The following is a 26,144-nucleotide window of genomic DNA, read 5'->3' on the forward strand; positions in this document are numbered from 1 at the left end:
GCCCCGCCCCTTCCCGAAGTCCTGCCGGACGGGCCTCCTCAATCGCCGGAGGGGCTGATAAATCAGCCCCTCCTGGCTGTCCGCCGGGTCAGCCCACGTGGTCGGCGGTTACCGGAGTGGGCTCGGCCTTCGTGCCCCGCTTGCGGCCCGCCAGGGCCCAGTACAGGGCCGCCGGGACGATGAGGCCCACGATCCAGGAGATGTCCGCGCCGCCGAGCGCAGCGACCAGCGGGCCCGTGTAGAAGTGCGTGACCAGGAACGGGAGTTGGATGGCGATGCCGATCCCGTAGACGGCGAGGGCATCCCAGCGCCAGCCGCCGTAGCGGCCGTTCGGGTCGGACAGAGCCGGCAGGTCGTACTGCTCGCGGGAGATCAGGTAGTAGTCGACCAGGTTGATCGCCGACCAGGGCGTGAAGAAGGTCAGCAGGAACAGCAGGAAGTCCTTGAACGAGGTCAGGAAGCTGTCCTTGCCGAGGAGCGCGACTGCCGTGCCCGCGACCATGATCAGGGCGATGTAGCAGGCCCGGCCGCGCGGCGAGAGCACCTGCCGGCCGCGGAAGCCGCCGATGCTCGTGACGATCGACATGAAGCCGCCGTACGTGTTCAGGACGTTGATGGTGAGCTTGCCGAGCGCGATCACGAAGTACAGGAACGCGGCGATCAGGCCGCTGCCGCCGAGCCCCACCACGTAGCTGACCTGGTTGTCCATGAAGGCGCCGCCCGCCGTGGCCGCGACCAGGACACCGAAGGTCATCGACCACTGCGCGCCGAGCGACGAGCCGGAGAGGGTCCACCAGAACGTGGCGCGGGTCGACGTCGTACGCGGCAGATAGCGCGAGTAGTCCGCGACGTACGGGCCGAAGGCGAGCTGCCAGGACGCGGAGAGGGAGACCGCGAGCAGGAACATCGGCAGGCCGAAGTGGGCGTCGCCGAGCAGCGCGCCGAGGTCGGCGCGCTCCAGGAGGCGTATGCCGAGGTAGACGAAGGCCAGGGCGCAGATGACGCTGGCGACCCGGCCCACGGCGTGGATCAGGCGGTAGCCGACCGCGGCCATCACGCCGGAGACGGCCGCGAAGATCAGGATGCCGGGGGTCTCGCCGAGGTGGGTCAGCTCGCCCACGGCCTGTCCGGCGAGGACGCTGCCGGAGGCGAAGAAGCCGATGTACATGAGGATGACCAGGAGCAGGGGCACGACCGCGCCGCGCACGCCGAACTGGGCCCTGGACTGGATCATCTGCGGCAGGCCGAGCTTCGGGCCCTGCGCGGAGTGCAGCGCCATCACGGCCCCGCCGAGCAGGTTGCCGACGACCAGGCCGATGATCGACCAGACCACGTCGCCGCCGAAGATCACGGCGAGGGCGCCGGTGACGACCGCGGTGATCTGGAGGTTGGCGCCCAGCCAGAGAGTGAACTGGGAGAAAGCGGTACCGTGCCGTTCCTCGTCCGGTACGACATCGATGGAGCGCTGTTCCAGGAGTGAGCCGGCCATGAGAGCCCCTGCCTTGTTGCCCGTCTGTATATCCTCATGCAGAGTTCTGGGTGGCTGAATATTTTGTCAATGCCCTGGCGTAAAACTTTGGTTACGCCGACCACCCAGTACGAAGGAGGGGCCCGGTGACGGACAGCGCTGCCGCCCGGCTGCAACAGCTTTTCGAGGGCCACCGGCTCACCCCCACGCAGCGCCGGATCGCGCACTGCATGGTGCGGCGCGCCCCCGAAGTGCCGTTCCTGTCGAGCGTGGAGCTGGCCGAGCTCGCCGGGGTCAGCCAGCCCTCGGTGACCCGGTTCGCGGTGGCCCTCGGCTTCGACGGCTACCCGGCGCTGCGCCGGCATCTGCGCGAGGTGACACCGGCCGAACAGGCCGCGGGGAAGGGCGAGTTCAACGAGTACCAACAGGCCGTCGAGGCCGAGATCGAGAACCTGCGGCACCTCGCGGCGGCGCTCGCCGACCCGGAGCCGGTGGAGCGGGCCGGGCGGCTGCTCGCCGCGTCCCGGCCGCTGCCGGTGCTCGGCCTGCGCGCGGCCGCCTCGCAGGCGTACGGCTTCACGTACTTCGCCGGCAAGGTGCACCCCGATGTCCGGCTGCTGCGCGAGGGCGGCTCGCTGATCGAGGACCGGATCGACGACGCGGTACGGGTCGGGGCGTCGGCGCTGCTCTGCTTCGCGCTGCCGCGGCACCCGCGTGAGGTGGTCGAGGCGCTGACGTACGCGCGGGCCGCGGGCCTGACCGTGGTCACTGTCGCGGACAGCGCGTTCGCGCCGGTCGCGAAGGTGTCCGACCTGCTGATCCCGGCGGCCGTCGGTACCGGTCTCTCCTTCGACACGGCGTGCGCGCCGATGCTGCTCGGCCGGGTGCTGCTTGAGGCGATGTGCGACGGACTGCCGGACGCGCAGGCGCGGTTGGAGGAGTTCGACACCCGGGCCGCGGAGCGCGGGCTGTTCGTGGAGTGACTGCGTACGGGCGGGCTCCAGGCGGTGTCCGGCCCGCCCGTACGACCTGGTCGGCTCGGCTCAGTCCTCGTGGCGGGCCCGCATCACCACCTTGTTGACGCCCCACAGTGCGATGCCGATGGCGACCAGGACGCCGGCCCGGATGTAGACCTCCGCGGGCCGGTCGGCGAGCGGGCCGGCGAGGATCAGGGCCGTGATCGCGCCGAGTACCGGCAGCGCGGTCGGGGTGCGGAAGTGCTGGTGGTCCACCGGGTCCCGGCGCAGCACCAGGACCGCCACGTTGACCACCGCGAACACACAGAGCAGCAGGAACGCCGTGGTGTCGCCGAGCCCCTCGATCTCACCGGTGGACACCAGGCCGATGGCGAGCAGCGAGACGAAGACGATGCCGACGACCGGGGTGCGGCGGCGGGCCAGGACGCGGCCCATCGCGCGCGGCAGGATCCGTTCGTTGGCCATGCCGTAACAGAGCCGCGAGGCCATCATGATGTTGATGAGCGCCGAGTTGGTGACCGCGAACAGGGCGATCAGGGCGAAGAGTTGGTGCGGGAAGTCGATGCCGCCGGCCTTGACCACTTCGAGCAGCGGCCCGCTGGAACCGGCCAGCGTTTTGGAGTCGACGAGGAGCGAGGACACCAGCGCGACCAGGACGTAGATGGTCCCGGTCACGGCGACGCCGATGAAGATGGCGCGCGGGAAGGTGCGTACCGGGTCCTTGGTCTCCTCGGCCATGTTCACCGAGTCCTCGAAGCCGACGAACGCGAAGAAGCCGAGCGCGGTCGCCCCGAGGATGCCGGTCATCAGCGCGAAGCCCGTACCGCCCGACTCGAACTCGGTGAGCCGGGACGGCTCGCCGTCGCCGCTGAAAACCGCGTACGCGCCGATCGCCAGGATGATCACGAGGCCGGTCAGCTCGACCAGGGTGAGGACGACGTTCGTCTTCACGGACTCGGAGACCCCGCGCAGGTTGAGTGCCGCGAGCAGCAGGATGAACAGGATCGCGACGAGGGTGGGCGGCAGTGCGCCCGAGGTGAGTTCGGTGAGGTAGTCGCCGCTGAAGGCGCGGGCCGCGGCGCTCGCCGATGAGAGGCCCGAGCACATCACCATGAACGCGATGATGAAGGTCAGGAAGGGGACCTTGAACGCCTTCTGCGTGTAGAGCGCGGCACCGGCCGCCTTCGGGTACTTGCCGACGAGCTCCACGTACGAGGCCGCCGTCAGGATCGCCACGACGAAGCCGATCGCGAACGGCACCCACAGGGCGCCGCCGACCTTCCCCGCGACCTTTCCGGTGGTGGCGTAGATACCGGTGCCGAGGATGTCGCCGATCACGAACAGGATGAGCAGCTTGGGACCGATGGCCCGCTTGAGCTCCGGCTGAGACGGCTCCCCGGCCGGCTTCGCCGTGACTGGGTCGATGGTGGACATCTGAAACCTCCCCCGATCGCTGATGCGTCAGGTGGAGGTTCTGCCCCCGGGGCGGGCGGGGATGCGGCGAACACCGGTTCTCAGAGGTTCTTCAGAGCTTCACCGCCGATACGCGTACGGCGGTGAAGCGCACCGCATCCCGCACCGTGCCGCTACAGCGCGTCGAGCGCCCGCGTGTGCTCCCCGCCCGACTCCGCCACGACCTCGTCGATCGTCTGCGGGGCGCGTACCGTGGCGAACCGCACCGTGCCGTCCCGGCCCGTCGAGAAGCCGTGGATCCCGGGCCTGGCAAGGCTGTTGTACGCGTAGTGGTGCGAGAAGTAGTACGCGCCGGTGTCCAGGGCGGCCGCGTGGTCGCCGGGTTCGAGCAGCGGCAGCGGGCGGTTCTCGGCGAGCAGGTCACCCGCGAAGCACGCCGGTCCCGCCACGTCCTGGGGGATCTCGGGACCGGTCTTGGGCCGCCCCTGGTCGTCGTACGCGGCGATCCGCAGCGGCCACGAACCGGGTGCGTAGACGGTGCGGGCGGCGACCTGCGCGCCGGCGTGGGTGATCGCGATGCGCCGGTTCCCGGCCGCCTTGGTGTACTCGACCCGGGCCACGATCGTGCCGTGCTTGGCGAGCAGCGACCGCCCGAACTCGGTGACGAGCGCGTACCGCCCGTCGAAGAGTCCCGGCACCTCCCGCTGGAGCAGCCGGGCGTACATCGCGTACGTGGGGTTCTCCACGTCGGAGTCGAAGTTGACCGGCAGCCCGCCGCCGATGTCGATGGTGTCGACCTGCCGGCGGCCCGCCAACTGGTTGATCTCCTCGGCGAGTTCGTACGTCACCCGGACGCCCTCGGCGAGCAGGCCGAGCGGTACGCCCTGGGAGCCGGAGTGGGTGTGCAGGCGGGTCAGCCAGGGCCGGTCGAGGAAGGCGCGCACCACCCACTCGCGCGCCCCGCTGTCCCGCAGGCCGACCCCGAACTTCGAGGTCGCCGTGGCGGTGGAGAGCGCGCCGATGGACCCGGCGCCGATCTGCGGGTTGACCCGCAGGCCGATCGCGGAGCGGGTGGGCGCGGAGCGGGCGAGGCTGTCGAGGCGGGCCAGTTCCTGCGGGTTGTCGGCGTTCACGGCGATGCCGAGGGCGAGGGCCTGGCGCAGTTCGGCGAGGGTCTTGGCGGGGGAGTCGAGGACCGTGTGCGCGGGCTTCAGACCGGCGGCGCGGGCCAGGGCGAGCTCACCGGGGCTGGCCACCTCCGCGCCGATCCCGGCCTTGCGGAGCAGCCGCAGGACCGGCACGAGCGGGCTCGCCTTGACGGCGAAGGCGTGCAGTACGGGGGCGGTCGTGACCTCGGCGAACGCGGAGCGGAGCGCGGCCGCGGACTGCCGGATCCCGGCCACGTCGAGCAGGGCGGCGACCGGGGTGTCCGGGCCGACGAGACCCTGGGCGACGGCGGCGCGCACCGCGGCGTCGCGTCGCTCGGCGGCCGCTTCGGGGCGGGAATCCGCCCCGCCCGTGAGCCGGGAATCGGCTCCGTCCGTACGCCAGGAATCCGCCCCGCCCGTATGCCGGGAATCCGCCCCGCCCCTGCGGGTCAGGGCGCCCGGGGGCAGGTCGTCGGGCGTGAGAGCTCTCGTGGCGTCCATGTCACCTATGGCCATGGCTCCATCCCATCATCGTCGGCTCCGGGGCGCACCGACGCCCCAGGTGTTGACTAGACATATTCAGGCACCCAGGATGTGAATAGACGGATGTGAACGGTTGTGACTACTGGAGGAGGCCGACGATGTCGGGACCCCGCCCTGTCCGAGCCCCGCGAGGCACGGAGCTGAGCGCCCTCGGCTGGCAGCAGGAAGCCGCGCTGCGCATGCTGCAGAACAACCTCGACCCGGAGGTCGCCGAGCACCCCGACAAGCTCGTCGTCTACGGCGGCACCGGCAAGGCCGCCCGTGACTGGCGCTCCTTCGACGCCATGGTGCGTACGCTCCGCACCCTCAAGCAGGACGAGACGATGCTCGTCCAGTCGGGCCGCCCGGTCGGCGTCATGCAGACCCACGAGTGGGCCCCGCGCGTCCTGATCGCCAACTCCAACCTGGTCGGCGACTGGGCGAACTGGGAGGAGTTCCGGCGCCTCGAGCAGCTCGGCCTCACCATGTACGGCCAGATGACGGCCGGTTCGTGGATCTACATCGGCACGCAGGGCATCCTCCAGGGCACGTACGAGACCTTCGCCGCGGTCGCCGCGAAGAAGTTCAACGGCACGCTCGCCGGGACCATCACGCTCACCGCCGGACTCGGCGGCATGGGTGGCGCCCAGCCGCTCGCCGTGACGATGAACGACGGCGTCGCCATCTGTATCGACGTCGACCCGCGCGCCATCGAGCGCCGCATCGAGCACAAGTACCTGGACGTGAAGGCCGACAACCCGGCCCACGCGCTCCAGCTCGCCACCGAGGCCCGCGACGCGCGCCGCCCGCTCTCCATCGGCCTGCTCGGCAACGCGGCGGAGCTGCTTCCGCAGATGCTGGCCGAGGGTGCCCCGATCGACATCGTGACCGACCAGACCTCGGCCCACGACCCGCTCGCGTACCTCCCCGTCGGCGTCGACTTCGACGACATGGCGACGTACGCGGCCAAGGACCCGGCGGGCTTCACCACCCGCGCCCGTGAGTCCATGGCCCGGCACGTCGAGGCCATGGTCGGCTTCATGGACGCGGGCGCCGAGGTCTTCGACTACGGCAACTCGATCCGTGGCGAGGCCCAACTCGCGGGCTACGACCGGGCGTTCGCGTTCCCCGGCTTCGTACCGGCGTACATCAGGCCGCTGTTCTGCGAGGGCAAGGGGCCGTTCCGCTGGGCGGCGCTCTCCGGTGAGGCGTCCGACATCCACAAGACGGACAAGGCGATCCTCGACCTCTTCCCGGAGAACGAATCGCTGCACCGCTGGATCAAGATGGCCGGCGAGCGCGTCCACTTCCAGGGTCTTCCGGCGCGTATCTGCTGGCTCGGCCAGGGCGAGCGGGACAAGGCGGGCGACATGTTCAACGACATGGTCGGCAACGGCACCCTCGCCGCGCCCCTCGCCATCGGCCGCGACCACCTGGACTGCGGTTCGGTGGCGTCCCCGTACCGCGAGACCGAGGCCATGCTCGACGGCTCCGACGCGATCGCGGACTGGCCGCTGCTCAACGCCATGGTGAACGTGGCGTCCGGTGCCTCCTGGGTCTCCATCCACCACGGCGGCGGCGTCGGCATGGGCCGCTCCATCCACGCCGGTCAGGTCTCGGTCGCGGACGGCACCGCGCTCGCGGGCGAGAAGATCCGCCGCGTCCTCACCAACGACCCCGCCATGGGCGTCATCCGGCACGTCGACGCGGGCTACGACATCGCGGAGTCGGTCGCGGACGAGAAGGGCGTACGGATTCCGATGCGCGAGGAAGGCACAGCGTGAGCGACACGTTCCACGCCATGTGGCGCTCGCTGCGGCCGATCGGCCGCAGCGACGCCTCTGGCGGCTACCGCCGCTACGCATGGACCGGCGCCGACGCCGAGTGCCGCCTCTGGTTCCAGGCGCAGGCGGAGGCGCGCGGCCTCGACTACGAGGTCGACCGCAACGGCAACCAGTGGGCCTGGCTCGGCGACCCCGCCCGGGGCGACGCCGTCGTCACCGGCTCGCACCTGGACTCCGTCCCGGACGGCGGCGCCTTCGACGGCCCCCTCGGCGTCGTCTCCTCCTTCGCCGCGCTCGACGAACTCCGCGCCAGGCGAGTGTCGTTCACTCGCCCCCTGGCGATCGTGAACTTCGGCGACGAGGAGGGCGCGCGCTTCGGGCTCGCCTGCGTGGGCTCCCGGCTCACCGCGGGACAGCTCACCGTGGAGGCCGCGCACAAGCTCCGCGACGGCGACGGGGTCAGCCTCCCGCAGGCCATGGAGGCGGCCGGGTACGACCCGTACGGCATCGGCCCCGACCCCGAACGCCTCGCCCGTATCGGCGCGTTCGTGGAGCTTCACGTCGAGCAGGGCCGCGCCCTGGACCTCACCGGCGACCCCGTCGGCATCGCGTCCGCGATCTGGCCGCACGGCCGCTGGCGCTTCGACTTCCGGGGCGAGGCCAACCACGCGGGCACGACCCGCCTCGTCGACCGCCGCGACCCGATGCTGACGTACGCGGAGACCGTCCTCGCCGCCCGCCGCGAGGCCGAACTCGCGGGCGCCGTCGCCACGTTCGGCAAGATCGCGGTCGAGCCGAACGGCGTCAACGCCATCCCGTCCCTGGTGCGCGGCTGGCTCGACTCCCGCGCCGCCGACCAGCCGACCCTCGACACGGTCGTCACGGGCATCGAGAAGGCCGCCCGCGAGTACGCCGACCGGCACGGCATCGACCTCGATGTCGTACGGGAGTCCTTCACGCCGGTCGTCGAGTTCGAGGACGCGCTGCGCGACGAGCTCGGCACGATCCTGGGCGCTCGCTCGGAGCGGCCGCTCCCCGTCCTCGGCACCGGCGCGGGCCACGACGCGGGTATTTTGTCCGGCTCGATCCCCACGGCCATGCTGTTCGTACGCAACCCCACGGGCGTCTCGCACTCCCCGGCCGAGTTCGCGGCCGAGGACGACTGCGTCGCCGGGGTGCTCGCACTCGCCGACGTACTGGAAGGGCTCGCGTGCAGCTGACGACCTACTGGGCAGAGAACGCGTGGCTCGGCACCAACGTCGAACCGGGCGTCGCCCTCGACATCACCCCCGACGGCCGGATCGCCGCCGTACGCAAGGGCGTCGAGGCCCCGCCGCCGGGCGCCGTCGCCCTGCGCGGCCTCACCCTCCCCGGCCTCGCCAACGCCCACTCGCACGCCTTCCACCGCGCGCTGCGCTCCACCGTGCAGGTTGGCTCGGGCACGTTCTGGACCTGGCGCGAGGTCATGTACCAGGTCGCGTCCCGCCTCGACCCGGACACGTACCACGCACTCGCGCGGGCCGTGTACGCGGAGATGGCGCTCGCCGGGATCACGGCTGTCGGCGAGTTCCACTACGTCCACCACGCGCCCGACGGCACGCCCTACGCCGACCCCAACGCCATGGGCGAAGCGCTGATCGCCGCCGCGCGGGACGCGGGCATCCGCATCACCCTCCTCGACACCGCCTACCTCTCGTCCGGCTTCGGCGCCGCCCCCGAACGCCACCAGCTGCGCTTCAGCGACGGCACGGCCGAGGCGTGGGCCGAGCGGGTCTCGGCGCTCAAGGACGCCGAGGGCGTACGCGTCGGCGCGGCTGTGCACTCCGTACGGGCCGTCCCCGCCGAGCAGTTGGGCACCGTGGCCGCGTGGGCACAGGAGCGCGGCGCGCCCCTGCACGTCCACCTCTCCGAGCAGACCGCCGAGAACGACGCCTGCCTCGCCGCGCACGGCCGCACCCCGACGCGGCTGCTCGCCGACCACGGCGTGCTCGGCCCGCACACCACCGCCGTCCACAGCACCCACATGACCGCCGACGACATCGCGCTCATCGGCGGTTCCGGTACGGGCACGTGCATGTGCCCCACCACGGAACGCGACCTCGCCGACGGCATCGGTCCGGCCGCCGCGCTGCAGCGCGCGGGCTCGCCCCTGTCGCTCGGCTCCGACAGCCACGCCGTGATCGACCTCCTGGAGGAGGCACGCGCCCTGGAGCTCGACGAGCGCCTGCGCACCCGCACCCGCGGCCACTGGACGGCCGCGGCGCTGCTCCGGGCGGCCACGGCGGACGGGCACGCGGCGCTGGGCTGGTCCGGGGCCGGTGTGCTGGAGAGCGGCGCGTACGCCGACTTCACGACGATCACCCTCGACTCGGTCCGCACGGCGGGGGTCCGACCTCGCCTCGGCGCGGAGGCGGCGGTGTTCGCGGCGTCGGCGGCGGATGTGCGGGACACGGTGGTGGGTGGCCGGCACGTGGTCCGCGACGGTACGCACACCTCGGTACCGGACGTGCCGTCGGCGCTGACTTCGGCGATCACCGCGCTGAGGTCGTAGCCCCTTTGTTCCCCAGTCCCGCCCCTTCCCGAAGTCCTCGCCGGACGGGCCTCCTCAAACGCCGGAGGGGCTGAATTTCATCTGCCCAAATCCAGCCCCTCCGGCGTTTGAGGAGCGGGGTCTGGGGCGGAGCCCCAGTTCGGGAAGGGGCGGGGAGGGGAAAAGAAAAAGCGAGAGGAACCCATGAGCACCACCCTCATCACCAACATCACCAGCCTCGTAACCAACGACCCAGAACGCGGCGACGGCCCCCTGGGCCTGGTCGAGGACGCGGCAGTCGTCCTCGAAGGCGACCGCATCGCCTGGGTGGGCCAGGCCAAAGACGCCCCCGAGGCCGACCACCTGCACGACGCCGAGCACCGCTCCGCCATCCCCGGCTTCGTCGACTCCCACTCCCACCTGGTCTTCGGCGGCGACCGCACCCAGGAGTTCAACGCCCGCATGTCCGGCCGGAGTTACTCCGCCGGAGGCATCCGTACCACCGTCGCCGCGACCCGCGCGGCGAGCGACGAGGCGCTGGAGGCGAACCTCCTGCGGTACCTGCGCGAGGCGGCCCGGCAGGGCACCACGACCTTCGAGACCAAGTCGGGCTACGGACTGACCGTCGAGGACGAGGCCCGCGCGCTGCGCATCGCGAGCCGGCACACGGACGAGGTCACCTACCTGGGCGCCCACATCGTCTCCCCGGACTACGCGGACGACCCGGCCGGCTACGTGGACCTGGTCACCGGCGCGATGCTCGACGCCTGCGCGCCGCACGCCCGCTGGGTCGACGTGTTCTGCGAGAAGGGCGCCTTCGACGGGGACCAGGCCCGCGCGATCCTCACCGCGGGCGCCGCCAAGGGCCTCCTGCCGCGCGTGCACGCCAACCAGCTCTCGTACGGCCCCGGCGTGCAGCTCGCCGTGGAGCTCGACGCGGCCAGCGCCGACCACTGCACGCACCTCACGGACGCCGACGTGGACGCGCTCGCGCAGGGCCACACGGTGGCGACGCTGCTGCCGGGCGCCGAGTTCTCCACGCGTGCCGAGTGGCCCGACGCCCGCCGGATCCTCGACGCGGGCGCCACGGTCGCGCTCTCCACGGACTGCAACCCGGGCTCGTCGTTCACGTCCTCCATGCCGTTCTGTATCGCCCTGGCGGTACGCGACATGGGGATGACCCCGGACGAGGCGATCTGGGCGGCCACAGCGGGCGGTGCGCAGGCCCTGCGCCGTACCGACGTGGGCCGGGTCGTCCCCGGTGCCCGCGCCGACCTGGCGCTGCTCGACGCCCCGAGCCATGTCCACCTGGCCTACCGGCCGGGCGTCCCGCTGGTGCGTGAGGTGTGGCAGAAGGGCGTCCTGCTCGGCTGAGACAGGCCCCCGTACACGCCGAGGCGGCGGTGGCGGCAGCGCTCCACGTATCTGGAGGAGCGCCCCCGCCACCGCCGCCGCTGGCGTGCGTGTGACACGTCGTACTCGTCGTGCTCGTCGTGCTCGTCGTGCTCGTCGTACTCAGGGTGTGTCAGCCGGGTCGAGGCAGTCGGTCATTCCTCGACCGGTCATTCCTCGACTGTCAGTCCCTTGCGCAGCCGGCCCAGGGTCCGGGAGAGCAGGCGGGAGACGTGCATCTGGGAGATGCCGAGTTCCTCGCCGATCTCCGACTGCGTCAGGTTCGCCACGAAGCGCAGCGAGAGGATCTTCCGGTCGCGCGGCGGGAGTTCGGCGATCAGCGGCTTCAGGGACTCGACGTACTCGATGCCTTCGAGCCCGTGGTCCTCGTAGCCGATGCGGTCCGCGAGCGCGCCTTCGGAGTCGTCCTCCTCGGGCTGGGCGTCCAGGGAGCTGGCGGTGTACGCGTTGGACGCCGCCATGCCTTCCACGACCTCGTCGTTGCTGATGCCGAGGCGCTCGGCCAGCTCCGTCACGGTCGGGGCGCGGTCCAGCTGCTGGGCGAGCTCGTCGCCCGCCTTGGCCAGGTCGAGCCGGAGTTCCTGCAGCCGGCGCGGGACGCGCACCGACCAGCTCGTGTCGCGGAAGAAGCGCTTGATCTCGCCGACGATGGTCGGCATCGCGAAGGTCGGGAACTCGACGCCACGGCTCAGCTCGAAGCGGTCGATGGCCTTGATCAGACCGATCGTGCCGACCTGGATGATGTCCTCCATCGGCTCGCTGCGGGAGCGGAACCGGGAGGCGGCGAACTTGACCAGGGCGAGGTTGAGCTCGACGAGCGTGTTGCGTACGTACGCGTACTCGTGGGTGCCTTCCTCGAGGGAGTCGAGGCGCCCGAAGAGGGTCTTCGACAGGGCCCTTGCGTCCACCGGGCCGACTTCGGCGTAATTCGGGATCTCGGGCAGGCCCGGGAGATCCGTGAGCTCCTCCAGGGCGTCGGGGCCGGGTACGGCCTCCGTGACGTCCGTGACGTCCGAGGTTTCGGACGCTTCCTCGCGGGGAGCCGGGAGGGAGGGGAGCTCGTGTCCGAAGTGTTCCGGTGGGGGTGTCGACGTCGCGTTGCGGGTCGGCGATGCGTCGATCCGGGGTGACATGGAATCCTCCATCGTTCTCGGCATATGGCTGCCGATGCCAATACGTGCACTACGGAGTGCGGCGCCTCCAAAGCCGGCCGTGTTTGATTGCTGTCCCTAATAGGCCTACCCGCTCACCGCCGCTGCTTGCAAGTGGCTAACCTGCGGATATGTCCGTTTTCGGGGGGATGTGCGGGTACCTCGTGGCGTACGGAAGGCGTAGGCTTTCGGGGCGTCAATCACCAGCTCGAAACCTTCGGAAGAGAGACGGCATGGACCGCCAGACGGTCGGCAGCGCCCATCGGGGCCGGCTCCGGGTCGAGGTGCGTCAGGACGGCGAGAGCGCCGTCGTGACTCCGGTGGGTGAGCTTGATCACCACACCGCGGATCTCCTCCGTGAACCCTTGGAGACCTGTCTGGGCCAGGGCACCTCCCGCCTGGTCGTGGACTGCTCACGGCTGGAGTTCTGTGATTCGACCGGACTCAACGTCCTCCTGGGGGCCCGCCTCAAGGCGGAGGCCGCGGGGGGTGGCGTCCATCTGGCGGGGATGCTGCCGGTGGTGGCCAGGGTTTTCGAGATCACCGGCGCGGAGGCCGTCTTCACGGTGCATCCGACCCTCGAAGACGCCCTGGCCGACTGAGGCCCGGAGTTACAGCACAGTTGTCCCGGTGTGATCGACACGTAACCCGCATCACACGGCCCGGAGCCAATCAGTGGGTGTTCGCGCCGATCGGCCGGGCAGGAGACTGCTGGACCTGATGAATGTCGGCGGACGCAGAACCGCTGCCGCCGCCGTCGTCGTCCCGAGTACAGAGCCCGCCGCGAGCCGAGCGCCGGACCCACGTGCTCGGCCCGGCATGCTCGACCCGAAATGTTGTCCCGACAGATCGAACGGATCGCACAGATCCGGCACAGATCTCAAGAACTGGTGAATCGGTGAGGTGAAGCGCTGATGAGCACCACCCGGCCCTTCTCGCCGGGCGACCGCGGCCCTGAGCCGGGCGCCACCGGTGCGGCGGAGGAATCGGCGGGTGCGCGCACCGCGCCCCAGGCCCGCAGGCTCAGCCTCGACGGCGCCAGTGGTGTCGTACCGATGGCCCGGGACTTCACCCGGCAGGCGCTCTACGACTGGGGCTGGCTGCCCGCCGCCGGCGCCGACCAGCGCGCCGCCGCGGAGGATGTCCTCCTGGTCGTCTCCGAGCTCGTCACCAACGCCTGTCTGCACGCCGAGGGCGCCGACGAGCTGTGGGTCGCCTGCGACGGCAAGGTGCTCCGCCTGGAGGTCTCCGACCGCGGCGCGGGCCAGCCGTCGCCGCGCACCCCGCACCGGGCCGGACGGCCTGGCGGGCACGGCATGTTCATCGTGCAGCGGCTCTGCCTCGACTGGGGCGTGGTGCGGGTGCCGGGACAGTCGGGCAAGACCGTCTGGGCCGAACTGGCCGCGCCGCCCGGTTAGCAAGCAGGCCAAGGGTTACCGCAGGTTCGGAACCCGTCGTACGACCCCCTCGACAGCCCGAGATCCGGGCTGTCTTTTGTCTTCCCTCCCCAAGGCCCCGGGCGTACCTTGAGCGCCCGATCTGATGTGTCGTCAGGAACTGCCGGTGGCAGACGGGCAGTTGGAAGAGGGGAAGTCGGATGTACCGGAAACGTATGCCCGCGGTCGTCACGGCCGTGGCCCTGGCCGGCTCGGCGGTGCTCTTCGCCGCTCCCGCCGCGCACGCCGAAGTGGTGGACGTGAACTACCAGTGCAAGACGCCGATCGGCAACAAGGGCGCGGTGTCGCCCATCGACATCAAGAGCGTCGAGAGCGGCGGCGGCCACAAGCTCACCATGTCCTTCCAGAAGGGCGTCTCGTCCAGCCCGGTGGAGCTCGGCAAGGGCGCGATGAAGCCCAGCGCGCTGATCAAGCTCGGCGGTGCGGAGTCCGGGACGGTGCCCGTGAGCGGGCCCGCCAACGCCGAGGCCATCCCGGCCAACACCCCCATCAAGATCAGTGACTTGACGGGTACGTACACCCCGAAGCAGAGCGGCAAGGTCACCTTCACCGCGTCCACGCTCACCATCAAGGCGATGGGCACGACCACCACCTGTACGCCCGAGAACAACCCGAAGCCGTCCCTCACCCTCGACGTCAAGGGCTCCGGCGGCTCGCAGAGCGCGCCCTCGGGCGGCGAGGAACTCCCGCAGACCGGACCCGAGGACTCCGCGATCGCGCTCGGCACGCTCGGCGGCACGGTGCTGCTCGTCGGCGCGGCCGGCGTCCTGTGGCTGACCCGCCGCAACCAGGCGGCACGCGGCTAGCTCCGCACTCTTCCTTACGGCTGCTTACACCTACTTACGCCTACGGGTCCTGTACGCGCAGGAGGAGCTCCCCGCACCGGAGCCTTCCTCGTCCACCCCGACTCCCCTTCGTACCAAGGGTGTTCGGGCGCCGTCGGCGTCGCCCGCGCCCAGAACGCCGCCCGACCAGCGCCCCCGCATCACCCGCGCCCCGCATCACCCGCGCCCCCGCACCACGAGCGTCCCCCGTACCTGGAGCCGCCGATGCCGTCCGTTCTCCGTGCCGTCCGCCCGAACTCCGTCACCGTCCCCGCGTCGCGTGCCGTACGGGCGGTGCGTGCCGTGCGTGTTGTCCGGCGGGCCGCGGTGCTCGCGGTGGCGGGGCTCGTCGCCCTGCCCGCGCCGGGTGCGTACGCCGACACCGCGGCCGTGGACGACTGGTCGCTCGCACCCGTGGCGGGCGGTGGCAGCAGGCCCGCCGAGGACGGGCGGCCCTACTTCTACCTGGAGGGCGCGCCCGGCGCCGTCCTGGAGGACACCGTGGCGGTCACCAACCCGGGCGCCGAACCCCGGACCGTGGAACTGCGCGGCGCCGACGCCGACAACGAGGCCGACGGCGCCTTCGCGCTCAAGGACGGCGCCGCGGCGAAGGACGGCGGCGCCTGGGTGCGCCCGGCGAAACGGAAGATCACCGTGCCGCCGCGCACCCGCGCCGAGGTGCCGTTCACGGTGACGGTGCCGGACGGTGCCGTACCGGGCGACCACCCGGCGGCGCTTGTGGCGAGCGGCGCGGGCCGCAGCACCGCCGTCCGGCTGCACCTGCGGCTCAGCGGGCCCACCCTCTCCGCGCTCACCGTGGAGCGCGCCGAGATCGACGACGACTCCGGCGAGATCACGTACGACCTGGTGAACCGGGGCAACACCGTGCTCACCCCGCGACTCGCGGTGCGGGCCGACGGCCTCTTCGGCGAGGCGCTCGACCGGGCCCCGCGCACCCTGCCCGTCGAGCTGATCCCCGGCCGCCGGGTCACCCTCAGCGAACCCTGGCCGGACGCCCCGGCCTTCGACTCGGCCGACGTGCGGCTCACCGTGACGGCGGGCGGCGGCGCCCGCGACACGGCCCGCGCGTCCGTGACGTTCGTGCCGTGGGGCGCGCTCGCGGGCGGCGCGGCGGGGCTCGCGGTGCTGGCCGCCGGGGTGTGGCGGGTACGCCGACGGGGCCGCCGGGACGTACCGGACGAGGCCGAACAGCAGCAGACGGAACGCGAGTTGACGGGAGCGGCGACGTGAGCGGCAAGGCGAGCATCCGGGCACTGGTCGTCGCGCTCGCGGCGGCCGTGGCCCTGGTCCTGGGCGGAGCCCCGGCCGCGCAGGCGGCGGACGGCCCGAGCGTGAAGCTGTCCAAGACGCAGGCGGGCAAGGGCGGCAGCATCGCCGTCAGCGGCGCGGGCTGGCGGCCGAAGGCGCTCCTGATGCTGCTCGTCTGCGGCCAGGCCGCCCCCGGCACGGACCCGGTCGGCGGCACCAACGCCTGCGCCAACGCCGACGGCCGTGCCGTCACCACCGACGCCGAGGGCGCCTTCGACACCGAACTGCCCGTCGCCGAACCGCCGGTGGCCTGCCCGTGCGTGGTGCGGGTCGCCACCGTCACCGGTACGAAGGCCTTCGCGCAGGCCGCGTTCACGGTGGCCGGGCACCCGGTGAAGAAGTTGCCGAAGCAGCCGGCCGGCGGCAAGCTCGCGGTCCTCGCGTCGACCCGGCTCGAAGGCGCCGGCAACGTCCTGACCTGGTTCGGCGCCCCCGCGAGCCGCACCCTGGTGCTGACCGTGGGCAACCTCGGCTCGGCCCCCGTCAAGGACCCGGTCTTCAAGGTCGGCACCGCGCACGGCGTCTTCGCCCCGCAGTGGGAGGAGCAGCAGTGGCGCGGCACCCTCGCGCCCGGCAAGAAGGCCCAGGTCAAGCTGAACGTGCAGTTGGACGCGGGGGCGTACGGCGACTACACGGTGGCGCTGCGGTACGGCGGCAAGGTGCTCGCCGAGCAGCCCTGGGACGTGGGGCGGCCGTGGGGCGTCACCCTCTTCTGGATCCTGCTCTGCGTGGTCGTGCCCGCGGCGGTCTTCCGGATCGGTATGGCGGTCGTCGACCGGTTCCGGCCGCGGGGACGCTCGGGTGGGCGTTCCGGTGGGCGTCCGGGTGGCCACCGGGCCCGCCGCGTACGGCAGTTGACGCGCGCTCGCCTCGCCGGGGCGCGCTCCGGCGGCCGGGGCACCGCACACCCGGCCAGGGCCACGCACGCGGCCACGCACCCGGACACCAGGGCCACCACCACGACCACGGCCGCGCTGCCGTGGTTCACCCCGGACACCGCGCCGGGCGCGCAGGAAGCAGACAGAGCACCGCACCGGCTCTCCGCACCGAGTCAGGACCGACCTACGGCACCAGGGAAGGGAAACACGTGATCACTCATCGGAGAGCGAGTGCGGCCGGTATCGCGCTCATGCTCAGCGGAGCGGGGCTCGTCCTGGCCGCGAGCCCGGCGCAGGCGGCCGAGACCGCGTACAAGACCGAGTGCATCCCACCGGCGATCTCCGGCATGGACCCGGTGCACGGGACCACGAAGGTGGAGATCAAGGCACCGGCGGAGGCGAAGGTCGGCGACGAGGTCGAGGTGGTGTGGAAGACCACCCAGGCCGCGTCCAAGAACCCCGATGTCATCGACCTGCAGGAGAACACGGTCAAGCCGACCGGCACCATCAAGGTCGGCGGCGGCCAGACCGCGGACCTCGCGATGGAGGGCCCGCGGGAGAACCCGCCGATCAAGAAGAACAGCCCGATGGTGCTCTCCGACATGAAGGGCAAGCTGAAGCTGACGGCGCCCGGCGAGATCACCCTGACCCCGGACGCGTACAACATCAACGTCAGCAAGCCCATGTCGACGGACACCAAGTGCGCGCCCGAGGAGGACGTGAAGTCGGCCGCGACCATCAAGGTCACGGGCGGCGATCCTGGCGGTACGACGGGTGGGCTCCCCACCGGACTGCCGACCGGAGTGCCCACGGGCCTGCCGACCGGGCTTCCCACGGGCGGCGCGGCGGGCGGCGGTGACAGCGGCGGCTCCGACGGTGGTGCCGACACGGGCGGTTCGGACTCCGGAGGTTCGGGTTCCGGCGGCTCCTCCGGGGGCGGTGGCTCGGCGGACCTGGAGGGCAAGGAGGTCGAGATCCCGTACAAGTGCAAGACGCCCATCGGCGACAAGGAAGCGACCTCGCCGGTGCAGATCAACGCCAAGAAGTCGGGCGGGAACTTCGACCTCACCGTGAAGTTCAAGAAGTCCGTGATGGACTCGCCCGCCGACATCCCGGCCGACTCGGTGAAGCCGTCGATGCTGGTCAAGCTGGGCGGCGCGGACAAGGGCACGGTCCCGGTGGAGGGCCCCACGAACAAGGAGCCCATCAAGTCGGGCGACCCGATCGAGATCCCCGACCTGACGGGTACGTACAAGCCGGGCGCGGACGGCAAGTCCACGCTGTCGCCGGGCGTCCTGACGGTGAAGGCGCTGGGTACGACCACCACGTGCACCCCCGCCAAGACGGAGGTCTCTCTCGAGGTGGACACCGCCGCGCAGCCGGGCGGCGCGGCCGGTGGTTCGGCGGGCGGTTCGGCGGGCGGTGCGGCCGGGTCCTCCGGCGGCGGCCTCGCGGAGACCGGCGCGGACGACAACGGCGCCCTGCGCGCGCTCGGCCTGGTCGCCGGCACGGTGATCCTGCTCGGCGGCGCGGTGTTCACGTTCATGCCGCGACACCGCAGGAGCTGACGGACCGTCTCCTTGAGCGGGCCCTGAGGACAGACCTCGGGCCCGCTCAAGCACCGGTCAGGCCTGGCCGCTCAGGCACCGGTCAGGCCGGGCCGCCCGCACAAGCACAGGCTCGACGACCGCTCAGAGCCGGGCCCGCAGCCAGCGCAGCACCGCTCTCCGCACCCCGCGGTCGTCGAGCAGCTTCGCCCCGTGCGCGGCGCCCGGGACCACCCGCACCTGGGTGCGCGAACTCCCCGCCACCCGCTGGGCGGTGGCGAGGTCACGGGAGTGCGCGGCCGGTACGAAGTCGTGGGCGGAGTGGACCAGGTACATCGGCGGGTCCTCCGCCCCGGAGGCGTGCGTACGGGCCGCCATGTCCGCCCAGCGTTCCCAGCAGAGCCGGCCGTCCCGCGCGGGATCGCAGTCCGCGAGCCGACGGGCCTCGCGGCGCAGCCGGCGCCGGTCGCGGCCGGCGTCGTCCCGGGCCCCGTCGACCCAGGCGCGGTACGGCGTGGCCACCGGGGAGAGGCTGACGACTCCGCGTACGCGGGCCGCGCCCGCGCCGTAGCTCCCGGCGACCGTGGCGATCTGGCCGCCCGCGGAGGAGCCGAGGAGCAGCGGGCGCTGACCGCCGTGCCGGGCGGTGACCCAGCGCAGCGCGGCGAGGGCGTCCTCGCGCTGGGCGTTCCAGTGGGCGTCGGAGTTGAGCCGGTAGTCGGTGTCGTAGACGGTGAAGCCCTGGTCGGCGAACCAGCGGGCCCAGTCGCTCCAGTTGGTGTCGTCGGCCCAGAAGCCGCCGTGCAGGATCACGAGGGCGGGGCCCTTCGTGCCGTACACCGTCATGTTCTGGCGGGCGTGCTGGCCGTAGGCGTAGCCCTTTACCACGGGGCCGGGTGCGGCCTCGACCGCGACGGGACTCCCGGACAGCAGCGCCCCGGAGGCGAGGAGGGCGATCAAGGCACGGCGCATGGCCAGATGGTGCCCCTCGGCCGGGTGGTATTAGGCCAGAAACGGCGGAGGGCCACCGCACCGAGTGGTGCGATGGCCCTCCGTTCGACCCAGCGGGGCCGGGAGTTCGAACCGCCGAATCCGCCGGATCGAGTGAACCGCTACGTCAGTGGACGTTGCCCATCAGGCCGATGATCTTCTTCCGGTAGGCGAAGATCCCGAGACCGGCGAGGCAGGCCACGGCCGCTTCTCCGGCCACCACGGGCCAGGTGTTGAGGTCGACGCCACCGATGGACAGGAGGCTCATCACGGAGTCACCGGCGGTGACGGCGAGGAACCAGACACCCATCATCTGCGAGGCGTACTTGGCCGGGGCCAGCTTCGTGGTCACGGAGAGGCCGACCGGGGAGAGGCAGAGCTCACCGATGGTCTGCGCCAGGTAGATGGTGACCAGCCACATCGGGCTGACCTTGGTGCCGTCGCCGGCCATCAGCATCGGCACGACGAAGATGAAGAACGAGACGCCGATGAGCCACAGGGCCATGGCGAACTTGACCGTGGTGCTGGGCTCCTGGTTCTTACGGGCCAGCCACAGCCACACCCAGGCGAGGACCGGGGCGATGGCCATCACGAACAGCGGGTTCAGGGACTGGAACCAGGTGGCCGGGAAGTCGATGCCGAAGACCGAGCCGGTGGTCGAGCCCGAACCGAAGACGGAGAGCGTGGAGCCCGCCTGGTCGAAGATCATCCAGAAGATCGCGGCGACCGCGAAGAACCAGATGTAGCCGCTCATCTTGGACTGCTCGGTGTTGGTCAGGTCCTTGTCGCGCTTGATGCGGACGAGGACGGCGACCGGGATGATCAGGCCGATCAGGGCGAGCGGGACCAGGGCCCAGTTCAGGGTGAACAGACCGGCCGCCACGATGGCGCCGTACGCGACGGCGGCGACGATGACCGTGAGCAGCGACTTGACCAGGACCGACTTGCGCTCGGCCGGGGCCAGCGGGTTCGGGATCTCGCTGCTGCGCGGGTTGAGGTGCTTGGTGCCGAGCAGGAACTGGACCAGGCCGAGGGCCATGCCGATGCCGGCGAGCGCGAAGCCGAAGTGCCAGTTGACGGTCTCGCCGACGGTGCCGATGACCAGCGGCGCGATGAAGGCACCGATGTTGATCGACATGTAGAAGACGGTGAAGCCGCCGTCCCGGCGCGGGTCGTCCGGGCCGTCGTAGAGCTGGCCGACCATCGTCGAGATGTTGGCCTTCAGCAGACCGGAACCGGCCGCGACGAGTGCCATACCGATGAAGAACATCGCCTGGCCGGGCAGCGCGAGCGTGAGGTGACCGGCGATGATCACGACGCTGGCGATGGTGACGGTCTTGCGCGGGCCCCAGACCCGGTCGCCGAACCAGCCGCCGGGCATGGCGAGCAGGTAGACCATCGCCAGGTACACGCCGTAGATGGCCGTCGCCGTGGCCATCGTCATGGCGAGGCCGCCGCCGTGGATGCCTTCCTTGGTGCCGTCGGCACCACCCGAGATCAGGTAGTACACGAGGAGTGCCCTCATGCCGTAGAAGCTGAAGCGCTCCCACATCTCGGTCATGAAGAGGGTGGCCAGGCCGCGGGGGTGGCCGAAGAAGGTCTTTCCGGTGCCGGGTGCGGTACCGGCCGAGTCCTTCGTCAGGCTGGACGCCATGGGTGTTCCTTCTACGCTCGGGGAAGCGCCGCGCAAGCGCACGCGCGCCCGGGTGGGGGGCGGCCGGCACCGCGGCGTCGCGCTCGGGATACCGGCCCACAGGTCAATCACTCGCTCAGGACCGGGAATCCGGTCCGCGTGCACAAGGCCCTCAAGTGGAGACAGAACTCCAGAAGTTCCTCAATGTACGCATCAGCGTCGACACTCCATTACGGCACCTTAAAGCGGGTTATGGAAGGTCTTGAGAGATGGATCACAGGGATCCACGGAACCACGCCAACGGTTTCGAAGGTATCCCACCGGCTTTCCATACGGAGCCACTGCGCGGAAAGAATTGCGTTCGTTATGCGGACGCGAAGTGCTGCCCAGCGGTCGTCGGTGAACCACCGGATCCGCCCAAGTAAGCGCTGTTCAGCGGACTACCATCACTCCCATGACCCGTGTACTGCTCGCCGAGGACGACGCATCCATCTCGGAGCCGCTGGCCCGCGCTCTGCGCCGGGAGGGGTACGAGGTGGAGGTGCGCGAGGACGGGCCGTCGGCTCTCGACGCAGGACTCCAGAGCGGGGTCGGCGGCATCGACCTCGTGGTGCTCGACCTCGGCCTGCCCGGCATGGACGGCCTCGAAGTGGCCCGGCGGCTGCGCGCCGAGGGCCACACCATCCCCATCCTGATCCTCACCGCGCGCGCGGACGAGGTGGACACGGTGGTCGGCCTGGACGCCGGCGCCGACGACTACGTGACGAAGCCGTTCCGCCTCGCCGAACTGCTCGCCCGGGTACGCGCCCTGCTCCGCCGCGGCGCCACCGAGCCGGCCCAGGCCCCCGCCACCCACGGCGTCCGCATCGACGTGGAGTCGCACCGCGCCTGGATGGGCGAGGAGGAGCTCCAGCTCACCGCGAAGGAGTTCGACCTCCTGCGGGTCCTGGTCCGCGACGCGGGCCGGGTCGTCACCCGCGACCAGCTGATGCGCGAGGTCTGGGACACCACGTGGTGGTCCTCGACGAAGACCCTGGACATGCACATCTCCTGGCTCCGCAAGAAGCTGGGCGACGACGCGGCGAATCCGAGGTACATCGCGACGGTGCGGGGCGTGGGGTTCCGCTTCGAGAAGAGTTAGGTCTCCCTGTCCGTCTCGGCGCATGATCGGCGAGCCAAATCCAGCCTGTCCTGGGGGAACCTCCCAGCGGTAGCTGGGGGAGCTTGAGGACGAGCCCGAAGGGCGATCGACGGCGCCCAAGTCAAGGGCAACAAGCACGCCAAGCAAGACCACGCAGCACCCCCGGAGGAACCCGTGAGACGGCGACTGATCAACTCAACCCTCGCCGTCGTCCTCGTGGTCATCGCCGTCTTCGGGGTCTCCCTGGTGATCGTCGAGACACGGACCATCACCAGCAGCGCCCAGGAGCGCGTGGAGTCCGAGGCCGGCCGGCTCGTAGCCATCGTCGACAGCCGGCTGATGGGCGCCGACCGGATCACCGAGGGCATCCTGCGGGACCAGGTCGGCACCGAGCGGTACGCCCGTATCGACATCCCCGACCGCGCCCCGCTGGAGATCGGCACCAAGCCCGACGGCGATGTCATCCAGGCGACGGCCAAGGGCGAGCAGGGCGAGACCGTCACCGTCGAGGAGCCGCGCTCCACCGTGACCGGCGAGGTCGGCCGCACCCTGCTCATGATCGGCCTGGTCGCGCTGCTCGCCGTGGTCGCCGCCGTACTCCTCGCCGTACGCCAGGCCAACCGCCTCACGTCCCCGCTGACCGACCTCGCGCAGACCGCCGAGCGGCTCGGCTCGGGCGACCCGCGCCCGCGGCACAAGCGGTACGGGGTGGCGGAGCTCGACCGGGTCGCGGACGTGCTCGACGGCTCGGCCGAGCGGATCGCGCGGATGCTGACCGCGGAGCGGCGGCTCGCCGCGGACGCCTCGCACCAGCTGCGCACCCCGCTTACCGCGCTGTCGATGCGCCTTGAGGAGATCACGCTCACCGACGACCCGGACACGGTCAAGGAGGAGGCGACGATCGCGCTCGCGCAGGTCGAGCGGCTCACGGACGTGGTGGAGCGGCTGCTGACCAACTCCCGTGACCCGCGCACCGGTTCCGCCGTCACCTTCGACCTGGACGAGGTGGTCAAGCAACAGGTCGCCGAGTGGCTGCCCGCCTACCGCAGCGCGGGCCGGGCCCTGGTCCGCTCGGGCAAGCAGCACCTGAAGGCGGTGGGTACGCCCGGCGCCGTGGCCCAGGTGCTCGCCGCGCTGATCGAGAACTCGCTGATGCACGGCGGCGGCACCGTCGCCCTGCGCACCCGAGTCACCGGCAACCAGGTGGTGATCGAGGTGACCGACGAGGGCCCCGGAGTGCCGCCGGAGCTCGGCGCGCGGATCTTCGAGCGGACCATCAGCGGCCGCAACTCCACCGGCATCGGCCTCGCCGTCGCCCGTGACCTGGCGGAGGCGGACGGCGGCCGTCTGGAGATGCTCCAGCAAAAGCCGCCGGTCTTCGGCCTGTTCCTGTCCCGCACCCGCCCCCAGGACGCCACGGAGCACGAGCCGACGGTCAGGTGAGGAGGGTCACCGCTGTGGCGTGCGCTGCTCCCGCGGCTCCGCCGCCGAAGCCTCCAGGAACGATTCGGCATCGGCCACGGTCTCGCGCGCGGGCAGCGCCTTGAACACCCAACTGCGGTACGACCAGAAGCGGAACAGGGTCGCGATGCCGATGCCGAGGAACTTGAAGATGTTGCTCTGCAACTGGCTGTCCCAGCCGAATCCGTACGTCGCCGCGTAGAGCACGCCGTTCTCGATCACCAGGCCGACGGCGGAGAACAGCAGGAACAGCGTCATCTCCTTGGTGCGCCCGCTCTTGTCGCGGTCCCGGTACGTGAAGTAGCGGAAGCCCACGTAGTTGCAGCAGATCGCGACGGCCGTGGCGATGATCGAGGCACGCACCACGGGGATCTCGGTGGTGTGCCGCACCAGGTTGAACACGGCGAGGTTGACCAGCGTGCCGATCCCGCCCACCGCGCCGAACTTGGCGATCTCGCGGATGAACTGGTCCAGTTGCACGCGTAGTGCGCCCCGCTCACTCATGGTGATCGTTCGCCCCGTCCGTTCGGTGGTCGGCCTCTCGGATAACCCAGTCATGCTAACCAGCGGTCAGCACCGGTGCCGGGGGCTGTGGAAAGCGGCAACGGGGCCGGTGACGCGCGTAGCCCTTGGGGTGCGGGCGATGCGGGCGCTCGGCGCTGTGACATGTGACGCAGGACTCGTGGGTCTGTACGTATCCCAGGGCCCCTTACCCTGGAGGATGTGACGTTCCCGGTAGTCGGCATGGTCGGCGGTGGGCAGCTCGCGCGTATGACGCACGAGGCAGGCATCCCGCTCGGCATCAAGTTCAAGCTCCTCAGTGACACTCCCCAGGATTCCGCGGCCCAGGTCGTGAGCGATGTCGTCATCGGCGACTATCGCGACCTGGACACGCTGCGTGAGTTCGCCCGCGGTTGTGACGTGATCACCTTCGATCACGAGCACGTACCGACGGAGCATCTGCGCGCCCTGGAGGCGGACGGCATTCCCGTACGCCCCGGGCCCGATGCTCTCGTGCACGCCCAGGACAAGGGCGTGATGCGGGCGAGGCTCGACGCGCTCGGCGCCCCGTGTCCGCGCCATCGCCTTGTGACGGACCCCGACGATGTCGTGGCCTTCGCGGACGAGGGCGACGGCTTCCCGGTCATCCTCAAGACGGTGCGCGGCGGGTACGACGGCAAGGGCGTGTGGTTCGTGCGCTCGGCCGCCGACGCCGCCGACCCCTTCAAGGCGGGCGTTCCGGTCCTCGCCGAGGAGAAGGTCGAGTTCGTACGGGAGCTGGCGGCCAACGTCGTCCGCTCGCCGCACGGCCAGGCCGTGGCGTACCCGGTGGTGGAGTCCCAGCAGGTCGACGGGGTCTGCGACACGGTGATCGCACCCGCGCCCGATCTGTCGGAGGAGCTCGCGGGCCGCGCCCAGGAGCTGGCCCTGCGGATCGCCAAGGAGCTCGACGTGGTGGGCCACCTCGCGGTGGAACTCTTCGAGACCCCCGACGGTCGCATCCTCGTCAACGAACTCGCGATGCGCCCGCACAACTCCGGGCACTGGACCCAGGACGGCGCGATCACCTCGCAGTTCGCCAACCATGTGCGCGCGGTCCTCGACCTGCCGCTCGGCGACCCGCGCCCGCGCGCCAAGTGGACGGTCATGGCGAACGTCCTCGGCGGCGACTACCCGGACATGTACCAGGCGTACCTGCACTGCATGGCCCGGGACCCGGAGCTCAAGATCCACATGTACGGCAAGGACGTGAAGCCGGGCCGCAAGGTGGGCCACGTCAACACCTACGGCGACGACCTGGACGACGTGCTGGAGCGCGCCCGTCACGCAGCCGGTTACCTCAGAGGAACGATCACCGAATGAGCACGTCCACGGTCCCGCCCGTCGTCGGCATCGTCATGGGCTCCGACTCCGACTGGCCGGTCATGGAGAACGCCGCGAAGGCCCTCGACGAGTTCGAGATCCCCTACGAGGTCGACGTCGTCTCCGCGCACCGCATGCCGCGCGAGATGATCGCGTACGGCGAGCAGGCCGCCGACCGCGGCCTCAAGGCGATCATCGCGGGCGCCGGGGGAGCGGCCCATCTCCCGGGCATGCTCGCCTCGGTGACGCCGCTGCCGGTGATCGGTGTGCCCGTACCGCTCAAGTACCTGGACGGTATGGACTCGTTGCTCTCCATCGTGCAGATGCCCGCGGGCGTCCCGGTGGCCACGGTGTCGGTGGCGGGCGCGCGCAACGCGGGCCTGCTCGCGGCCCGCATGCTCGCCGCCCACGACCCCGAACTGCTCGCCCGCATGCGGGAGTTCCAGCAGGAGCTCAACGAACAGGCGACGGAGAAGGGCAAGCGACTGCGGGCGAAGGTCGAGGGCGCGGCTTCGGGGTTCGGTTTCTAAATTCAGTCCCGCGGCAAACCCAGCCCCGGTCCGGAAATTTCAGCCCCTCCGGCGTTTGAGGAGCGGGGGTCCGGGGGCTGGCCCC

Annotated in this window: 22 protein-coding genes; 15 read left to right on the forward strand and 7 right to left on the reverse strand. The window is 71.1% G+C overall.

Translation table 11 applies throughout. From position 1 onward, the window contains the following. Nucleotides 1-88: 88 nt before the first annotated feature. A complete protein-coding gene (locus GUY60_RS11465) occupies nt 89-1,489 on the reverse strand; it encodes a purine-cytosine permease family protein (RefSeq protein WP_161696575.1) in 1,401 nt (466 codons plus the stop codon). Between the two features lie 125 nt (nt 1,490-1,614). Between GUY60_RS11465 and GUY60_RS11470 the strand changes: the two genes are divergently transcribed. Next, nucleotides 1,615-2,451, forward strand: a complete 837-nt coding sequence (locus GUY60_RS11470) for a MurR/RpiR family transcriptional regulator (RefSeq protein WP_161696577.1) — start codon at nt 1,615-1,617, stop codon at nt 2,449-2,451. Between the two features lie 60 nt (nt 2,452-2,511). On the opposite strand, the gene GUY60_RS11475 is transcribed toward GUY60_RS11470, so the two are convergent. Both GUY60_RS11475 and GUY60_RS11480 read right to left on the reverse strand, forming a co-directional pair. Next, the gene (locus GUY60_RS11475) at nt 2,512-3,879 is read right to left on the reverse strand and encodes an APC family permease (protein WP_161696579.1); all 1,368 of its coding nucleotides are present in this window, start codon (nt 3,877-3,879) and stop codon (nt 2,512-2,514) included. A 152-nt stretch (nt 3,880-4,031) separates the two neighbouring features. Continuing rightward, the gene (locus GUY60_RS11480) at nt 4,032-5,522 is read right to left on the reverse strand and encodes a type III PLP-dependent enzyme domain-containing protein (protein ID WP_246234742.1); all 1,491 of its coding nucleotides are present in this window, start codon (nt 5,520-5,522) and stop codon (nt 4,032-4,034) included. A gap of 125 nt (nt 5,523-5,647) precedes the next feature. Here GUY60_RS11480 and hutU point away from each other — a divergent pair, with 125 nt between their 5' ends. The 4 genes from hutU to hutI all read left to right on the forward strand — a co-directional run bounded on the left by hutU (nt 5,648) and on the right by hutI (nt 11,216). Next, on the forward strand, nt 5,648-7,312 hold the full coding sequence (gene hutU / locus GUY60_RS11485; protein ID WP_161696581.1) for a urocanate hydratase: 1,665 nt from the start codon (nt 5,648-5,650) through the stop codon (nt 7,310-7,312). Nucleotides 7,313-7,329: 17 nt separating this feature from the next. Beyond that, nucleotides 7,330-8,532, forward strand: coding sequence for an allantoate amidohydrolase (locus tag GUY60_RS11490; RefSeq protein ID WP_161696611.1), 1,203 nt, complete (start codon nt 7,330-7,332; stop codon nt 8,530-8,532). Then, a complete protein-coding gene (locus tag GUY60_RS11495) occupies nt 8,523-9,863 on the forward strand; it encodes a formimidoylglutamate deiminase (RefSeq protein WP_161696583.1) in 1,341 nt (446 codons plus the stop codon). The genes GUY60_RS11490 and GUY60_RS11495 overlap by 10 nt, the downstream gene beginning before the upstream one ends. Nucleotides 9,864-10,046: 183 nt before the next feature. Next, nucleotides 10,047-11,216 carry an imidazolonepropionase gene (gene hutI, locus GUY60_RS11500; RefSeq protein WP_161696585.1) on the forward strand — a complete coding sequence of 390 codons (1,170 nt, stop codon included), beginning with the start codon at nt 10,047-10,049 and terminating at the stop codon, nt 11,214-11,216. Between the two features lie 188 nt (nt 11,217-11,404). On the opposite strand, the gene GUY60_RS11505 is transcribed toward hutI, so the two are convergent. After that, complete coding sequence (locus GUY60_RS11505; protein ID WP_161696587.1) at nt 11,405-12,388, reverse strand: RNA polymerase sigma factor SigF; 984 nt, start codon at nt 12,386-12,388, stop codon at nt 11,405-11,407. Nucleotides 12,389-12,639: 251 nt separating this feature from the next. Here GUY60_RS11505 and GUY60_RS11510 point away from each other — a divergent pair, with 251 nt between their 5' ends. The 6 genes from GUY60_RS11510 to GUY60_RS11535 all read left to right on the forward strand — a co-directional run bounded on the left by GUY60_RS11510 (nt 12,640) and on the right by GUY60_RS11535 (nt 18,462). Further along, on the forward strand, nt 12,640-13,008 hold the full coding sequence (locus tag GUY60_RS11510; protein ID WP_161696589.1) for an STAS domain-containing protein: 369 nt from the start codon (nt 12,640-12,642) through the stop codon (nt 13,006-13,008). Between the two features lie 312 nt (nt 13,009-13,320). After that, nucleotides 13,321-13,824, forward strand: coding sequence for an ATP-binding protein (locus GUY60_RS11515; RefSeq protein WP_161696591.1), 504 nt, complete (start codon nt 13,321-13,323; stop codon nt 13,822-13,824). A 179-nt stretch (nt 13,825-14,003) separates the two neighbouring features. Next, nucleotides 14,004-14,669: an LPXTG cell wall anchor domain-containing protein gene (locus GUY60_RS11520; protein ID WP_161696593.1), complete on the forward strand. Its 666-nt coding sequence runs from the start codon at nt 14,004-14,006 to the stop codon at nt 14,667-14,669. A 243-nt stretch (nt 14,670-14,912) separates the two neighbouring features. Beyond that, on the forward strand, nt 14,913-15,938 hold the full coding sequence (locus GUY60_RS11525) for a hypothetical protein (protein ID WP_187369987.1): 1,026 nt from the start codon (nt 14,913-14,915) through the stop codon (nt 15,936-15,938). After that, nucleotides 15,935-17,107 carry a hypothetical protein gene (locus GUY60_RS11530; RefSeq protein ID WP_312866262.1) on the forward strand — a complete coding sequence of 391 codons (1,173 nt, stop codon included), beginning with the start codon at nt 15,935-15,937 and terminating at the stop codon, nt 17,105-17,107. The genes GUY60_RS11525 and GUY60_RS11530 overlap by 4 nt, the downstream gene beginning before the upstream one ends. A gap of 38 nt (nt 17,108-17,145) precedes the next feature. Further along, nucleotides 17,146-18,462 (forward strand): hypothetical protein, encoded by a 1,317-nt coding sequence (locus tag GUY60_RS11535; protein WP_161696615.1) that lies wholly within the window; start codon nt 17,146-17,148, stop codon nt 18,460-18,462. Between the two features lie 123 nt (nt 18,463-18,585). On the opposite strand, the gene GUY60_RS11540 is transcribed toward GUY60_RS11535, so the two are convergent. After that, a complete protein-coding gene (locus GUY60_RS11540; RefSeq protein ID WP_161696595.1) occupies nt 18,586-19,413 on the reverse strand; it encodes an alpha/beta hydrolase in 828 nt (275 codons plus the stop codon). 145 nt (nt 19,414-19,558) lie between these two features. After that, nucleotides 19,559-21,085 carry a peptide MFS transporter gene (locus GUY60_RS11545; protein ID WP_161696597.1) on the reverse strand — a complete coding sequence of 509 codons (1,527 nt, stop codon included), beginning with the start codon at nt 21,083-21,085 and terminating at the stop codon, nt 19,559-19,561. A gap of 433 nt (nt 21,086-21,518) precedes the next feature. Between GUY60_RS11545 and GUY60_RS11550 the strand changes: the two genes are divergently transcribed. Then, a complete protein-coding gene (locus GUY60_RS11550) occupies nt 21,519-22,205 on the forward strand; it encodes a response regulator transcription factor (protein ID WP_161696599.1) in 687 nt (228 codons plus the stop codon). A 174-nt stretch (nt 22,206-22,379) separates the two neighbouring features. Continuing rightward, the gene (locus tag GUY60_RS11555) at nt 22,380-23,648 is read left to right on the forward strand and encodes a sensor histidine kinase (protein WP_161696601.1); all 1,269 of its coding nucleotides are present in this window, start codon (nt 22,380-22,382) and stop codon (nt 23,646-23,648) included. Nucleotides 23,649-23,654: 6 nt separating this feature from the next. Here the strand turns inward: GUY60_RS11555 and GUY60_RS11560 are convergent, their stop codons facing one another. Further along, entirely contained in the window at nt 23,655-24,170 is a 516-nt protein-coding gene (locus GUY60_RS11560) for a GtrA family protein (RefSeq protein WP_161696603.1), read from the reverse strand. Nucleotides 24,171-24,389: 219 nt separating this feature from the next. Between GUY60_RS11560 and GUY60_RS11565 the strand changes: the two genes are divergently transcribed. Together GUY60_RS11565 and purE are read left to right on the forward strand one after the other, a co-directional pair. Further along, nucleotides 24,390-25,529, forward strand: coding sequence for a 5-(carboxyamino)imidazole ribonucleotide synthase (locus tag GUY60_RS11565; protein ID WP_161696605.1), 1,140 nt, complete (start codon nt 24,390-24,392; stop codon nt 25,527-25,529). Beyond that, nucleotides 25,526-26,059 (forward strand): 5-(carboxyamino)imidazole ribonucleotide mutase, encoded by a 534-nt coding sequence (gene purE, locus GUY60_RS11570; RefSeq protein WP_161696607.1) that lies wholly within the window; start codon nt 25,526-25,528, stop codon nt 26,057-26,059. Before GUY60_RS11565 ends, purE begins: the two co-directional genes overlap by 4 nt. Nucleotides 26,060-26,144 lie beyond the last annotated feature (85 nt).

Source organism: Streptomyces boluensis (assembly GCF_009908195.1).
In the GTDB taxonomy this organism is placed as follows: Bacteria; Actinomycetota; Actinomycetes; order Streptomycetales; family Streptomycetaceae; genus Streptomyces; species Streptomyces boluensis.